We start from the raw sequence: 12,965 nt of genomic DNA on the forward strand, positions 1-12,965 counted from the left end.
TCTGCTATCCCTCGTGATGCGCGCCGTGGGCGGATGCGGAGGCGGGTGCCGCGGCCGGCGCGGGCTGCTCGGCGGAGGCTTCCGGGCTGCTTTCGGGATGGATCTCCTCGGCCCCGCCTCGGCCGGATTCGGGCCCCGGCCCCGGCGGCAGCGTCTGGTCCACCACCGACTCGAAGAGGCCACCCTGGACGTGGCTGTAGGTGTAGGGCAGGACGTCGCGGCTCTGGCGCGACAGCTCGCGATAGGTCTCGACGTTGAGAACCGGCCCAGCCGCCTTGAGGCCGACCGCCCAGGCGGAGAACTCGGCCTCCGGCACGGCGCGCACGTCGAAGTTCATGCCCGAGAAGCCGTCGCCGCTGTAGTGCGCCGACTGGCCGTAGAAGGTGCCCTCCCGGTCCGCCTGCAGGTAGAGCTTCGTTTCCATCCCGTTCATTGCGTAGATCATCGAGCCGAGATTGGGGATGAAGAAGGTGTTCATCACGCTCGCCGAGGTGATCCGGAAGCGGACCGGCCGTCCGACGGGGATCACCAGCTCGTTGACGCTGGCGACCTGCGCCTCCGGGTAGATGAAGAGCCACTTCCAATCGAGCGAGACGACCTGGACCTCCAGGGTCGGCTCGTCGGAATCGAGCGGCTTGAATGGGTCGAGCTCGTGCGAGCCGTACCAGATCAGGCCGCCGATGAAGAGGATGGTGAGGATCGGGATGGACCAGACGATGACCTCGATGCGGCCGGAATAGGTGAATTCCGGCCGGTACTTGGCCTTCGGGTTGCCGGCCCGGAACCACCAGGCGAAGGCCAGCGTCGCGATCATGGTCGGCACCACGATCACCAGCATGACGGCCAGCGAGTTGAGGAGGATCTGCCGGTTGCCCTCGCCGATCGGGCCGGCGGGCCGCAGGATCGAGATCTCGCCGCAGCCGGCGAGAAGAAGGGCGCAGGCGCCCAGCGCGAGAAGCGCCCATCCGTGCCGGCCGCGGCTTCGAACCGGCGCCGCCGCGCCGCTGCGGGGGATGGTCACGGCCGCACCGGCGCGCGCACCGCCCGCGCGAGCCCCACGAGGACATCGGCAACACCACGCATCGGCAGCCCCTCACTTCGCGTCCGGCCGCGAGGCCGATCCACCCGCAGCACCCGCGACCGAGCAGGGCGCAGGTATCCCGAGGCCGACCCGTCCGGGCGCGAGGATCGACATAGGGGTGCGCCCGAGCAAGGGAAGCATCGCGTCCCGACGAAACTTCGCCGGCTCCCCGACGCCGGCGCGGCTTGCCGTGGCGGGGCCGGGCGCTGTATCGCCGACGGGTGCAAGGGAGGGGTGGGATGAACGGCTTCGACGACATCTGGACGGGCGGCGCGCCCGTCGCCGACTGGGACGCCGCCTACGACAACAGCGGCTCGATCAGCGGCGCCGAAGCCTTCGTGCCGCGCTGGCAAAGCGAGGCCGCAGCCTTCCGGGACAGCCTGTCGGCCAAGGGCCGGGCGCGGCTCCGCGTCCCTTACGGCGCCGCGCCCCGGCGGCACTACGACCTGTTCCTGCCGGACGGGCCGCCGCGCGGCCTCTTCGTCTTCGTCCATGGCGGCTACTGGAAGAGCCAGGACATCAACAACTGGTCGCATTTCGCCGGCGGCATGCTGGCGCGCGGCTTCGCCGCGGCGCTGCCGGAATACACGCTCTGCCCGAACATCGGGATCGCCGGCATCGTGGCGGAGGTCGGCGCCTGCCTCGACGCGCTGGCGCTCGCCGTGCCGGAAGGCGACATCGTTCTCGCCGGCCACTCGGCGGGCGGGCACCTCGTCTCGCGCATGCTCTGCCGGAACGCGCCGATCCTGCCGGGCACGGCCGCGCGGATCGCGCGGGTCCTCTCGATCAGCGGCGTCCACGACCTGCGCCCGCTCCTCGCGACCGCCATGAACGAGACGCTACGTCTCGACGCGATCTCGGCGGCGGCCGAGAGCCCCGCCCTCCTCCTGCCCCGGCCGGGCGTTTCGATCACCTGCCTCGTCGGCGGCGCCGAGTTGCCGGAGTTCCGGCGGCAGAACGCGCTTCTCGCCAATGCCTGGGCGGGGCTGGGCGCGCGCACGGTTGCGCTGGAAGCGCCGGGGCGCCACCATTTCGACGTGGTCGACGAACTTCTCGACCCGGCGAGCCCCCTCGTCGCGCATCTCGCGGACGGGTCCAGCCAGGAAGGCATGTCATGAAAGCGATCTTCGTCCAGTTCAAGTGCCGCCCGGGACAGGCCTACGAGGTCGCGGACGCGCTGGTGCAAGGCATCGAGGAGATCTCCGAGGTGTATTCCACCTCGGGCCAGTACGACCTCCTCGCCAAGTTCTACCTCGACGACGGGCAGGACACCGGCCGCTTCGTCACCGAGCAGCTGCAAACGATCAACGGCGTCGCCGACACCTTCACGACGGTCGCCTTCAAGGCCTTCGGCTGACCGGCGACCATCCGAGCCCGCGCCTCGAACCATCAGCGCCCTCGCCTCGTTGACATCGGACAACAGGCAGACGCGACGAAGGAGAAGCGCCTTGGAAACCGCCCCGCTCGAACACAAGCTGAAGCAGGCCGTCCTCGACGAACTGCGCCGCCAGGCCGAGAACAGCGACGGCGAACTGACCGTGCGCGACCTCGGAGAATACCGGCTGAACGTCGCGGGCACGATCGACCTCGGCGACCTCGTGATGGTGATCACCGGCTCGGTCGCGGGCGGGCCCTGACCCCCCTCATGCAACCATAACGGGACATTCTGCCCGGCAAAGCATGTTGCGGCCTTGAAACCTTCGGCGCCCTTCGCAGTTCCTGCGAAAAGGCGACGGGAGTGCAACACCATGATTCAACAGGATTTCGACGAGGCCGTGCGCCGTCGCGCCTATGAGATCTGGATGCGCGAAGGCTGCCCGAGCGGTCGCGAGCACGTGCATTGGGCGCAGGCGGCCGCGGAGATCGAGAGCGAGGTGGTGACGGCGCAAGCGGCGCCCGAGCCCGAGCCCGAGCCGCTCGTCGTCGCGCAGCCCTGGCAGAGCGGCGCCTTCACCGGCCGGGCCGAGATCGAGCGGCTGCGCCGCGCCCTGTGGGAGCCGCAGCCCTTCGCGGCCTGAGACGCCGAACACCGCGACAGTTAAGAAAACGGGCGGATGCGTTGCGCATCCGCCCGTTTTCGTTCGTCGCGTCGACCGCGCTTTACTCGGCCGCGGGGCGCAGGTCGGCGTTGCCGCGGGCGTCGTCCTCGCGCTGCTCGTCCGCCAGGCGGTTGCGGTACTCGGTCACGCGCTTCCAGCTCGCCCGCATGTCGTTCTCGCCCGCGGGCAGCGCCGCGACGGCCGGCAGCCCGTGCCCGCCGGCCGTGACGGGCGCTGCGTGCGTCAGGTCCTCGGAGGCGTTGGGCTTCAGGGCCCAGCGGAAGAGGCGCCCGACGATGCGGCTCAGATCGTCCATGATCGTGTAGACGGACGGGATGAAGACGAGGCTGAGGACGGTGGAGACGAGGAGGCCGCCGATCACCGCGATCGCCATCGGCGCGCGGAACTCGCCGCCCTCGCCCGTCGCCATCGCCGCCGGCACCATGCCCGCGGCCATCGCGAGCGTCGTCATGATGATCGGCCGGGCGCGCTTGCGGCCCGCGTCGATGATCGCCTCGCGCTGGCTCATCCCGTGCTTCTCCTGCTCCACGGCGAAGTCGACCAGCATGATCGAGTTCTTCGTCACGATGCCCATCAGCATCAGGATGCCGATGACCACGGGCATGGAGATCGCCGTGTTGGTCAGGAGCAGCGCGCCGACGACGCCGCCGGCCGAGAAGGGCAGCGCGGCGAGGATGGTGATCGGCAGGAAGACCGAGCCGAAGAGGAGGATCAGAACCACGAGCACCATCATGATGCCGGCGCCCATGGCCGAGGCGAAGCCGGAAAAGACCTCGGCCTGGATCTCGGCGTCGCCGACCTGCTGGAGGCGCACGCCGGGCGGCATGGTCCGAACGGCCTCGGAGGCCATGATGCGGTCGGTGCCCTCGCCGATCTCGTGGCCCGGTGCCATGGAGGAGCCGACCTTGACGAGGCGCTCGCGGTCGTAGCGGTCGATCGTCGAGGGCCCCTGGCCGAAGTCGATCGCCGCCACGGCGTCGAGCGGCACCGTGCCGCCGGCGCCCGTCGCCACGCGCAGGTTCGAGATCACGGCGAGGTCGCGCCGCTCGTCTTCGGCCAGCTGCACGCGGATCGGCACCTGGCGCTCGCCGGCGTTGAACTTGGCGAGGTTCGCCCCGACGTCGCCGATGGTGGCGACCCGCACGGTCTCGGAAATGGCGCTCGGCGCGATGCCGAGATCCGCCGCCTCGTCGAGGCGCGGGCGGATGCGGATCTCCGGCCGGGCGAAGGAGGCCATGGCGCTCGGGTTCACGAAGACCGGGTCGCGCCGCATCTCGGCCTCGAGCGCCGCCGCGGCCTCGGACACCGCCTCGCCGTCTTCGCCGAGGATGCCGACCGACAGCTCGCGCTCGCCGCGCTCGTTGACGTAGAAGGAGCGCAGATCCGGGATCGCCGCGAGCCTGTCGGCGATCACCGGCTCCAGCTCGGCTTGCGAGCGGGTGCGCTCGAACTTGCGGGTGAGCGCCACGGTCATCGCGGCGCGACGCACCTCCAGGGTGCCCGTCGGGCTCGATCCGCCGATGATCAGGACGGAGCGGACTTCGGGCAGCTCCTTGATGCTCGCCGCGGCCTTGTCGGTGATGGCCTGCGTTTCGGCCAGCGTCGCGCCGGGCGGCAGCTCCAGCGACACCACGATGCGCGAGGCGTCCTCCTTCGGGATGAAGCCGGTCGGCAGGTACTGGATCGAGTGGATCGCGAGGGCGAAGAGGCCGATGCCGACCGCCAGCGTCAGCCAGCGGACCTTCACCGTGATGGCAAGGAAGCCGGTATAGGCCCGCATCAGGAGGCCGTCGCGATGCTCCTCGCGGTGCGGCCGGTTGAGGAAGGCGAGGAGCACCACCATCACCGCGGCGCCGATCAGGATGTCGCGCGAGAGCGCGCCCGCGCTTTCCCAGGAGACCGGCGGCAGGTGCACCGCGAGCGGCTGCAGCGCCACCGCCGCACCGATGCCGCGGGCGGCGGCCTCCGGCAGGGCGGCGAGCGCGAACAGCGCGCCGGCGCAGAGGCCCGCGAGCGGACCGAGGATCAGAAGATAGCGCGCGAAGAGGCGGGAGAAGCCCGGCCCTTCGCGGCGCAGCGGCCGGAAGAAGTAGGCCGCGAGCATCGGCGTGATGAGGCGCGCGACGAGCAGCGAGAAGAACACCGCCACCGCGACGGTCAGGCCGAACTGCTTGAAGTACTGGCCGGCAACGCCGCCCATGAACGAGACGGGCGCGAAGACCGCCATGATCGTCGCGGTGATGGCGATCACGGCGAGGCCGATCTCGTCGGCCGCCTCGACGGACGCGCGATAGGGCGTCTTCCCCATCTCCATGTGCCGCTCGATGTTCTCGATCTCGACGATGGCGTCGTCGACGAGGATACCGGTGACGAGGGTGATGGCGAGGAGGCTGACGAGGTTCAGCGAGAAGCCGAGCATGCTCATCGCCCAAAAGGTGGGGATGGCGGCGAGCGGCAGGGTGATGGCCGCGACGATCGTCGCGCGCCAGTCGCGCAGGAACAGGAGCACCACGACCACGGCGAGGAAGGCGCCCTCCCCGAGCGTCTCCATGGCCGATTCGAAGTTGCCGTAGGTGTAGGTGACGCTGTCGTCGATGCGGCTGAAGCGGACCTCGGAATAGGCCGCGCCGAGTTCGGTCACCTTGGCGGCGACGACTTCGGACACGTCGGTGTCGCTGGCGCCCTTGGCGCGGTAGATCGAGAAGGCGACGATCGGCTGGCCGTCGAGCCGGGCGAAGGAGCGCGGCTCCTCCCAGGAATCGGCGACGGTGCCGAGCTCGTCGAGGCGCACCTCGCGCCCGCCCGGCAGCGACAGCCTCGTCGAGGCGAGGCCCGTGACCGTCTGGGCCGAGGACAGGGTGCGGATCGCCTGCTCCTGGCCGCCGAACTCGGCCCGGCCGCCGGAAAGATCGACGTTGGTCGCGCGCAGCTGCGCGTTGACGTCCGCGGCCGTCACTCCCAGCGCGGCGAGGCGGTCGGGATCGAGGCGGACCTGGATCTCGCGCTCGACGCCCCCCATGCGCTCGACGCGCCCGACGCCCTTCAGGCTCTGGAGCGCGCGCACCACCGTGTCGTCGACGAACCAGGAGAGCTCCTCGGGCGTCATGCCCGGCGAGGAGGCGGCGTAGGTGACGATCGACTGGTTCTCGACGTCGATGCGCTGGACGATCGGCTCGTCGATCGTGCGCGGCAGGTCGGAGCGGATCTTTGCGATCGCGTCCTTCACGTCGTTGACGGCGCGGTCGGTCTCGATCTCCAGGCGGAACTCGGCCGCCGTCACCGACTGGCCGTCGGTGATCGTCGAGGTGATGTGCTTGATGCCGGACACGCCGGCGATGGCGTCCTCGACCTTCTTGGTGATCTGCGTTTCGAGCTCGGACGGGGCCGCACCCGACTCCGTCACCGTGACCGAGACCACGGGCACGTCGATATTGGGAAACCGCGTGATCGGCAGGTTCATGAAGCTGATGACGCCCAGCGCCATCAGCACCACGAACAGGAGGATGGGCGGAACCGGGTTGCGGATCGCCCAGCCGGAAATGTTCCAGTTCATCGGGCGGCCTCCGCCGTCACAGTCGCGGCGTCCGCCTCGATCGGCCGGACGCGGTCGCCCTCGCGCACGAAGGTGCCGGCTCGGGCGACGACGCTCTCGTTCTCGGCGACGCCCTCGCGGATCTCGACGCGCGCCTCGTCGGCGAGCCCGAGCGTCACCGCCCGCGTCTCGACGACGTCGTTCGTCACCACCTGCACGGTGGTGCCGCGCTCGTTGGTGACGACAGCCGTGCGCGGCACGAGGATGCCCTGCGCGCTCGCCGTCTCGACGACGCCGCGGGCGAAGGCGCCGACGCGAAGCGTGTCCGAGGCCGGCAGCGCCACGCGCACCCGGCCGAGCCGCGTCGCCTGGTCGACGCGGGGCGAGACGAGCCGCACGGTTCCCTGCACCGGCTGGCCGCCGGCCGGGGTCACCGTCACGGGCTGCCCCTTGGCGAGGGCGCCGAGCACGGTCTCGCTGACGTCGGCGTCGAGCTCGATCTCGCCGTCGCGGGCGATCTCGAACAGTGCCCCGCCCGCCACGGACGCGATCTGACCGAGCCGCGCCTGGCGCTGCAGCACGAGGCCGGCGGTGGGCGCCTTGATCTCGGTCTTGGAGAGCTGAAGCTCCAGCTCGCGCCGCTCGGCCTCGGCCGCCGCCTTGTCGGCCTCGGCGAGCGCGATGCCCTGGCGGGCCGACACGAGGCGCGCGCGTGTCGCGGCGGCGCCCGACACGCGCTGGTCGAGGATCTCCTGGCCGACGATCCCCTTGCCCGAAAGGGCCTGCGTGCGCTTCAGCGCCGCTTCCGCCTCGACGGCGGCCGACTCGGCCTCGGCCACCTGCGCCTCTGCCTGAGCGATGCCCGCCTCGGCGCGGGCGATCTGCGAGTCGGACCGGGCGAGGTTGACCTCGATCGTGTCGGCGGCGAGCCGCGCCAGGACTTGGCCCGCCTCGACCCGGTCGCCCTCGTCGGCGAGCAGGGCCTCGACGCGCAGGCCCTCGACGTCGGCGCCGACGCTCACCGTCTCGCGCGGGGTCAGCGTGCCGGTGACGCTGGCGCGCTGGGCGATCGGCGCGGCCGTCGCGCGCACCACGGTGATCGCGGGCGCGGCGATCGGGGCCGGCGGCGGGTCCCCCTCCCCTTCGCCGGCGGCGATGGCGGGCGGAGCGAGGACGACGAGCGCCAGGGCGAGAGCCGAGGCACGAGAAAGACGGCGCTGCGGCATCACGGGCGCTCCTTGCCCACGAGGGCGGAGAGCATCCGCCTGAGATAGGGTTCGACGGAATCGAGCTCGATGTCGCGCTCGATCTGGAGGCGCATCATCAAGCCGTCACCGATGGCGAAGAGAAGGGTCAGGATGACATCGATCTCGGCGTCCTGGCGCAGCTCGCCCTGCGCCTGCGCCTGCTCCAGGGCGGTGTGCAGCGCGAGCCGCACGCCCTTCTGGATCTCGTAGAAGCGGGCGCCGACCGTGGTGTTGCGCAGCGATTCCGAGCAGATCTCGACGAGAAGGCCGCCCGTCTCGGAATCGCGGGCCGCGCGCAGATAGTCCATCGCGACGGTCGTCATGCGGTCGACGAGGTCGCCCTCGCCGAAGAGCGCGGCCATGCAGGCGCCGGCCGCCACCTGCTCCTCTTCCGCGATCGCCTCGATGATGGCGTCTTTGGAGGGGAAGTAGCGGTAGACCGCGCCCGGGCTCATCTGAGCCTCGGCGCAGACCTGGTGCATCGAGGCGCCATGGAAGCCCGAGCGGGTGAAGGCCCGGCGGGCGGCCGCCAGGATCTGCTGGCGCCGTCGGTCCGCGGGAGCGAGCTCGTCGGAAGGAATCGATGACAGGGACAAGGCGGAAGCCGATTGAGAACGAACACTCGTTCGCATATCGTAGCAAGCCGTCATTGTCGAGTCCGCCTTGACGCATGGGTGAGAGTCGGGGCCGTCGGCTCGCACTCTCCGGAGGTAGGATGGCCGAGCCGGATTGAGGAAGCCTTGCACGAGCGCGAAACGGGCGCTGGCGCCGTGGCCGGACGGGGGATCGGTCTGGCCCGGGCATCTCCCCGTCACCTCATCGAGCCGTGATCCGCCGCCTCTTGCAATCTCCGGCTTGGGAACCAATTCCCAGGCATCGGGAGTACCATCATGAACATGCAGGTCATCGAACCGGGTGCGCGGCGGGAGCGGCGCGGCACCGGACCGGAGAAGGACGTCGTCGAGATCGAGCGGGCCGCGCGCGAAGCGGTGGCCCGCGCCTGGGCCGCCGGCTCGTTCCTGATCGTTCGCGACACGGCGCGCCGGATCTCCGGCGCGGACCGGGACGAGAGCCGCGAGGAACTGTCGGACGTGGCGGCGCGCATCCTCATCGAGGAATGCGCGCGCACGGGCGTGTCGATGATGTTCGACGCGCGCGAGGCGGCCGAGCGGTTGAAGCGCGACGGCACGGGCGCGGTTCTGGCCCTTTAGGGTCGCGGTTAGGGTCGCGGGCGGCCCGCAGAACAATCTTAGGTCTCGTCGGCGTATGGGTTGAGCCTCACTACCCTCGCGGATTGGACCTGCCATGCTGACGAGGATCAAGACCTGGGCGCGGGCGCTGAAGCGGGACGTCGTCGCGCTGTGGATCGCCGCCCGCGATCCCCGCACGCCCTGGCGGGCCAAGCTCGCCGCGGGCGCCGTCGCGGCCTATGCCCTGAGCCCGATCGACCTCATCCCCGACTTCATCCCGATTCTCGGCTATCTCGACGAGATCATCCTCCTGCCGCTGGCCATCGCGCTGATCGTGCGGATGATCCCGCCAGACCTGATGCGGGAGTACCGCGCCGCCGCAGCCGCGCGGGATCGCCCCGCCAGCCGGGCCGGCATGATCGCGATCGTCCTGATCTGGATGGCTCTCGCCGCCGCGCTCGCCTGGTGGCTGTGGCCGGCCGTCGCTTCCCCGCTGGAACCGGTCTCGTGAAAAGGCCCGCCCGGCAGAGCCGGGCGGGCCGTTCTGTCGCGTCGGAAGCAGGGATCAGTGGGCGCCGGCGCGCGCACCGTTCTTGGTCTTGCCGCCGGTCTGCTCGGCCGCGCCCGCCGCGGGAATGCTTTCGGCGATGCGGGTGAGAAGCTCGTCGGTCTTCTTCTCCTCGGCCAGCGTTTCCTCGATCAGGGACGCGGCCTCGTCGTAGCCGAGCTTGGCGGCCCAGCTCTTCAAGAGGCCGTAGCGGGCGATCTCGTAGTGCTCCATCGCCTGCGCGCAGCCGATCAGCACGTCGTCGGCGGCCTCGGTGGAGCCGAAGTCCTCGAGGTCTTCCTCCATCTCGGCGGTCAGACCCTGCATCGCCTCGCAGGTCTTGGCGCGCGGCGCCTTGCCGATGATCTCGAACACCTTTTCCAGGCGCTGGACCTGGGTGGCGCTTTCCTCGGCATGGGTCTCGAAGGCGTCCTTCAGCTCGGCGGACTGCGCTGCCTTGGCCGACTTCTTCTGCGCGCGCACGGACTGCTTCTCCGCGTAGTAGACGTCCTTGAGGGTCTCGTAGAAGGCGTCTGCGAGCGTCTTTTCCTTGGCCATTCTTGTCGCTCCTCGGGCGTTTGGCGAACCGGCCGTTGCCGGCCCGCGATGCTTCATCAAGACGGGCGGCCTGTGGGCTGTTCCTGGCCGGCCCGTTCTTGTTCGCGTGGACGGCTAGAGGTGCAACCTCAGCGGCGCTTCAGCGGCTCGATGCGCCCGCTGCTGTCCTCGGGCTGCGCGCCGGCCTCGGCGTCGGCCTGCACGTCGGCGGCCGCCGTCTGGTGGAGATCGGGATCGGGCGAGCGGGGATCGGCCCGGATCTCGGTGTCGGAGGGGCTCGCCGCCATCGCGTCGGGGCGCACGCGCTCGCTTTCGGGCGCGGTCGGCGACTGGTCCAGCCGGCGGGTGGTTCCTGATCCACGATCCATGACTCGTCTCCTTGTCGGGGGTTTCCTTACGAAAGCATCGCCCGAAGCCGATCGTTCCAACGACGGCGGACGGGCAACCGCGCGACCTTGAGGAACAAGACCACCAGTATTTGTACGTAAAAGGCCTTGATCCACTCGTTTCGCCGGGCCGAGCCACGGCGTTCGTCAGCCTTGGGTAATGTCATCATGGCCAATTAACTTCGTTCCCGAGGAAACTCCGATCGGCCCCCGATGACTTCAGATCACGACCTCCGAGCCCGCCTTCGCTTCCTCCAGTTGACCGGGCAGGAAACCGCCCTGGCGGCGAGCCACACGGATCTGATCCGCGAGGGCGTTTCGGCCGGCCTCGACGAGTTCTACGCCCGCGTCACGCAGACGCCCGAACTCTCCCACTTCTTCAAGAGCGGCGAGCACCTGGCCCGGACCAAGTCGGGCCAGGCGCGGCACTGGGACCGGCTGCTCTCGGCCGAGCTCGACGACGACTATGTCGGCCACGCCCAGGAAATCGGCCGCCGGCACGCCCGCATCGGACTCGAGCCGCGCTGGTACATGGGCGGCTACGCCATCGCGCTCGGCCGGATGGTCCAGGTGATCCTGCCGCGCCTCCTCGCAGGCCGGATGCCGCTTTCCAAACGGCGCGGCGAGGAGGCTGCCGAGCTCGTCGCGCTTCTCATCAAGCTCGCCGTTCTCGACATGGATTTCTCCGTCTCAACCTATATCGAGGCGCTCGAGAGCCAGCGGAACGCCGAGGCCGAAGGACGGCGCACCCTCGCCAAGGAACAGGCCCACTCGCTGGAGCAGGCCTCGACGGCGATGGAGGAGATGACGGCCAACATTCGTCAAACGGCCGATAATGCCGCGCGCACCGAGCGCCTCGCCGCGGAGGCGGCTTCGAGCGCGACCGCAAGCGGCGACGCCATGCAGCACTCGGTGCAGGCGATGCGCGACATCGCCGACAAGATCCGCGTGGTGCAGGAGATCGCGCGCCAGACCGATCTTCTCGCCCTGAACGCCGCGATCGAGGCGGCGCGCGCCGGGCAGAACGGCAAGGGCTTCGCGGTGGTGGCATCGGAGGTGCGCAAGCTCGCCGAACGCGCGGCCGTGGCCGCGGCCGATATCGGCGCGCTCACGGCCAAGACCGTCGGCATCGCCGAGGAGGCCGGCGCCAAGGTCGGAGCCCTCGTGCCCGACATCCGCCAGACCGCGGACCTCGTGTCCGAAATCTCCAATGCCTGCCGGGAATTGACCATCGGGTCCGACCAGATCAACGGCGTGATCCAGCATCTCGACCGGATGAGCCAGGAGGGCCTCGCCGAAGACGTGGGGAAGGCGGGCGCCGCCCCCGCGGGCGGGCGGCGAGCGCAGGGCAGCGTGGCGCCGGTGGGTCGCCGGGCCGCCTGAACGGCGGAAGGGAGGCGGGCGAGACCGAACTCGGCCTCGTCCGCCTCCCGTTCAGGCTTCGTCGCTCGAATCGTCGGCGCGCTCGCCGCGGTTCATGACCGTGTCCTGGAATTGTTCGACCTGCGTCGCCTTGCCGTCGAGGCCGCGGGCGCCGGTATGCTGGGCCTTGTCGCGGTTGCTCAGCACCATGTTCTCTTCCAGGAGATCGGCCGGCACGTCGGTCATCGCGCCGGTTCCGGCCCGCTTGCCCTGCGCGCCCGCGCCGATGTGGTTCCTGCTGGCATTGGCCATGTCGGAGTCTCCCTGTTCTATTGCTCGATCTGATCGGCGGCCGACGTGGTGGGGGCTTGTTCCGGCGTCATGAGGCCGAAGCCGCTCGTCAGGACGCCGATCACGACGACCGCAGCGACGATGGCTCCCACGGCGACCATCCAACCCATACCCTTGTCGCGGCTCTTGCCGCCGCGTTGCGCGTCCATGCGTCCCAAGCCTCCGCTTCTCGTCAGCGCCCCGCCTCAGTTTCGCGAAGGCCGCTTCATGGGGAGCAACGGCGCAACGCTCGCGCCGGTTCGGCCGATCGCCCAACCGCTTCCTTGGCTGTCTAAGTCATGGGAGATGCTCGCTGTTTTCAGGGTCGAGGCTACGCGTTTCGTGATCCTTGCCGAGCAACCGATCCGACCTGCGAGGTCTTCTTCCGCGCGACGAAACCCCTCGCGAACGGACGACGCCGACATGCAGACACGAACCCGATTCCTCGTCCCCGCCATGATCGCTGCCGCCCTGGCGCTCGGTGCCTGCGACGGCTCCGGCAGCGGCAGCGCCGGCAATGCGGGCAACTCCGCCGGCAGCGGCGACGGGCCCACCAACGGCGCCGGCTCCGCCAACAGCCCGGACCAGTCCTCGGCCGGAACGCCGCCGGCCAACTGAGGCGACGCGCCCCTTCGCAGCGCGACGAAACTACGTCGCCTCGCGGTTGTCCGC

At 70.1% G+C, this 12,965-nt stretch carries 16 protein-coding genes; 8 read left to right on the plus strand and 8 right to left on the minus strand.

Features of this window, described 5'->3' with window-relative positions:
- Positions 1–4: 4 nt before the first annotated feature.
- A complete protein-coding gene (cyoA, locus tag FZN60_RS08850) occupies positions 5–1,021 on the minus strand; it encodes a ubiquinol oxidase subunit II (RefSeq protein WP_158873116.1) in 1,017 nt (338 codons plus the stop codon).
- Between the two features lie 299 nt (positions 1,022–1,320).
- On the opposite strand from cyoA, the gene FZN60_RS08855 reads away from it, so the two are divergent.
- From FZN60_RS08855 to FZN60_RS08870, 4 genes are all read left to right on the plus strand, one after another.
- Complete coding sequence (locus FZN60_RS08855) at positions 1,321–2,199, plus strand: hormone-sensitive lipase (RefSeq protein ID WP_158873117.1); 879 nt, start codon at positions 1,321–1,323, stop codon at positions 2,197–2,199.
- A complete protein-coding gene (locus FZN60_RS08860; RefSeq protein WP_158873118.1) occupies positions 2,196–2,438 on the plus strand; it encodes an Lrp/AsnC ligand binding domain-containing protein in 243 nt (80 codons plus the stop codon). The genes FZN60_RS08855 and FZN60_RS08860 overlap by 4 nt, the downstream gene beginning before the upstream one ends.
- 91 nt (positions 2,439–2,529) lie before the next feature.
- Positions 2,530–2,718, plus strand: coding sequence for a hypothetical protein (locus tag FZN60_RS08865; protein WP_158873119.1), 189 nt, complete (start codon positions 2,530–2,532; stop codon positions 2,716–2,718).
- A gap of 111 nt (positions 2,719–2,829) precedes the next feature.
- Positions 2,830–3,099: a DUF2934 domain-containing protein gene (locus FZN60_RS08870; protein ID WP_158873120.1), complete on the plus strand. Its 270-nt coding sequence runs from the start codon at positions 2,830–2,832 to the stop codon at positions 3,097–3,099.
- 82 nt (positions 3,100–3,181) lie between these two features.
- Here FZN60_RS08870 and FZN60_RS08875 read toward each other — a convergent pair whose 3' ends face one another.
- Genes FZN60_RS08875 through FZN60_RS08885 form a run of 3 tightly spaced genes read right to left on the minus strand, consistent with a single transcriptional unit; the run spans position 3,182 to position 8,516 of the window.
- The gene (locus FZN60_RS08875) at positions 3,182–6,694 is read right to left on the minus strand and encodes an efflux RND transporter permease subunit (RefSeq protein WP_158873121.1); all 3,513 of its coding nucleotides are present in this window, start codon (positions 6,692–6,694) and stop codon (positions 3,182–3,184) included.
- Complete coding sequence (locus tag FZN60_RS08880; protein WP_158873122.1) at positions 6,691–7,899, minus strand: efflux RND transporter periplasmic adaptor subunit; 1,209 nt, start codon at positions 7,897–7,899, stop codon at positions 6,691–6,693. The genes FZN60_RS08875 and FZN60_RS08880 overlap by 4 nt, the downstream gene beginning before the upstream one ends.
- Positions 7,899–8,516, minus strand: coding sequence for a TetR/AcrR family transcriptional regulator (locus FZN60_RS08885; RefSeq protein WP_246726671.1), 618 nt, complete (start codon positions 8,514–8,516; stop codon positions 7,899–7,901). The genes FZN60_RS08880 and FZN60_RS08885 overlap by 1 nt, the downstream gene beginning before the upstream one ends.
- A gap of 294 nt (positions 8,517–8,810) precedes the next feature.
- Between FZN60_RS08885 and FZN60_RS08890 the strand changes: the two genes are divergently transcribed.
- Together FZN60_RS08890 and FZN60_RS08895 are read left to right on the plus strand one after the other, a co-directional pair.
- A complete protein-coding gene (locus FZN60_RS08890) occupies positions 8,811–9,131 on the plus strand; it encodes a hypothetical protein (RefSeq protein ID WP_158873124.1) in 321 nt (106 codons plus the stop codon).
- A gap of 94 nt (positions 9,132–9,225) precedes the next feature.
- On the plus strand, positions 9,226–9,621 hold the full coding sequence (locus FZN60_RS08895; protein WP_158873125.1) for a YkvA family protein: 396 nt from the start codon (positions 9,226–9,228) through the stop codon (positions 9,619–9,621).
- Positions 9,622–9,675: 54 nt separating this feature from the next.
- Here FZN60_RS08895 and FZN60_RS08900 read toward each other — a convergent pair whose 3' ends face one another.
- Together FZN60_RS08900 and FZN60_RS08905 are read right to left on the minus strand one after the other, a co-directional pair.
- On the minus strand, positions 9,676–10,215 hold the full coding sequence (locus tag FZN60_RS08900; RefSeq protein ID WP_158873126.1) for a YciE/YciF ferroxidase family protein: 540 nt from the start codon (positions 10,213–10,215) through the stop codon (positions 9,676–9,678).
- Positions 10,216–10,343: 128 nt separating this feature from the next.
- Complete coding sequence (locus FZN60_RS08905) at positions 10,344–10,583, minus strand: hypothetical protein (RefSeq protein WP_158873127.1); 240 nt, start codon at positions 10,581–10,583, stop codon at positions 10,344–10,346.
- Positions 10,584–10,814: 231 nt separating this feature from the next.
- Between FZN60_RS08905 and FZN60_RS29405 the strand changes: the two genes are divergently transcribed.
- A complete protein-coding gene (locus FZN60_RS29405; protein ID WP_158873128.1) occupies positions 10,815–11,984 on the plus strand; it encodes a protoglobin domain-containing protein in 1,170 nt (389 codons plus the stop codon).
- 51 nt (positions 11,985–12,035) lie between these two features.
- On the opposite strand, the gene FZN60_RS08915 is transcribed toward FZN60_RS29405, so the two are convergent.
- Both FZN60_RS08915 and FZN60_RS08920 read right to left on the minus strand, forming a co-directional pair.
- Entirely contained in the window at positions 12,036–12,275 is a 240-nt protein-coding gene (locus FZN60_RS08915; protein WP_158873129.1) for a hypothetical protein, read from the minus strand.
- Between the two features lie 17 nt (positions 12,276–12,292).
- Entirely contained in the window at positions 12,293–12,463 is a 171-nt protein-coding gene (locus FZN60_RS08920; RefSeq protein WP_158873130.1) for a hypothetical protein, read from the minus strand.
- A gap of 253 nt (positions 12,464–12,716) precedes the next feature.
- Between FZN60_RS08920 and FZN60_RS08925 the strand changes: the two genes are divergently transcribed.
- Positions 12,717–12,911, plus strand: coding sequence for a hypothetical protein (locus FZN60_RS08925; RefSeq protein ID WP_158873131.1), 195 nt, complete (start codon positions 12,717–12,719; stop codon positions 12,909–12,911).
- Positions 12,912–12,965: the final 54 nt, after the last annotated feature.

The sequence above is a fragment of the Antarcticirhabdus aurantiaca genome (assembly GCF_009765365.1).
Taxonomy (GTDB): Bacteria; Pseudomonadota; Alphaproteobacteria; order Rhizobiales; family Rhizobiaceae; genus Antarcticirhabdus; species Antarcticirhabdus aurantiaca.

Bases quoted from the DNA above. Each gene is read 5' to 3' on its own strand.
- FZN60_RS08855 (WP_158873117.1), top strand. From the start codon at position 1,321: ATGAACGGCTTCGACGACATCTGGACGGGCGGCGCGCCCGTCGCCGAC.
- FZN60_RS08860 (WP_158873118.1), top strand. From the start codon at position 2,196: ATGAAAGCGATCTTCGTCCAGTTCAAGTGCCGCCCGGGACAGGCCTAC.
- FZN60_RS08870 (WP_158873120.1), top strand. From the start codon at position 2,830: ATGATTCAACAGGATTTCGACGAGGCCGTGCGCCGTCGCGCCTATGAG.
- FZN60_RS08875 (WP_158873121.1), bottom strand. From the start codon at position 6,694: ATGAACTGGAACATTTCCGGCTGGGCGATCCGCAACCCGGTTCCGCCC.
- FZN60_RS08880 (WP_158873122.1), bottom strand. From the start codon at position 7,899: ATGCCGCAGCGCCGTCTTTCTCGTGCCTCGGCTCTCGCCCTGGCGCTC.
- FZN60_RS08890 (WP_158873124.1), top strand. From the start codon at position 8,811: ATGAACATGCAGGTCATCGAACCGGGTGCGCGGCGGGAGCGGCGCGGC.
- FZN60_RS08895 (WP_158873125.1), top strand. From the start codon at position 9,226: ATGCTGACGAGGATCAAGACCTGGGCGCGGGCGCTGAAGCGGGACGTC.
- FZN60_RS08900 (WP_158873126.1), bottom strand. From the start codon at position 10,215: ATGGCCAAGGAAAAGACGCTCGCAGACGCCTTCTACGAGACCCTCAAG.
- FZN60_RS08905 (WP_158873127.1), bottom strand. From the start codon at position 10,583: ATGGATCGTGGATCAGGAACCACCCGCCGGCTGGACCAGTCGCCGACC.
- FZN60_RS29405 (WP_158873128.1), top strand. From the start codon at position 10,815: ATGACTTCAGATCACGACCTCCGAGCCCGCCTTCGCTTCCTCCAGTTG.
- FZN60_RS08915 (WP_158873129.1), bottom strand. From the start codon at position 12,275: ATGGCCAATGCCAGCAGGAACCACATCGGCGCGGGCGCGCAGGGCAAG.
- FZN60_RS08920 (WP_158873130.1), bottom strand. From the start codon at position 12,463: ATGGACGCGCAACGCGGCGGCAAGAGCCGCGACAAGGGTATGGGTTGG.
- FZN60_RS08925 (WP_158873131.1), top strand. From the start codon at position 12,717: ATGCAGACACGAACCCGATTCCTCGTCCCCGCCATGATCGCTGCCGCC.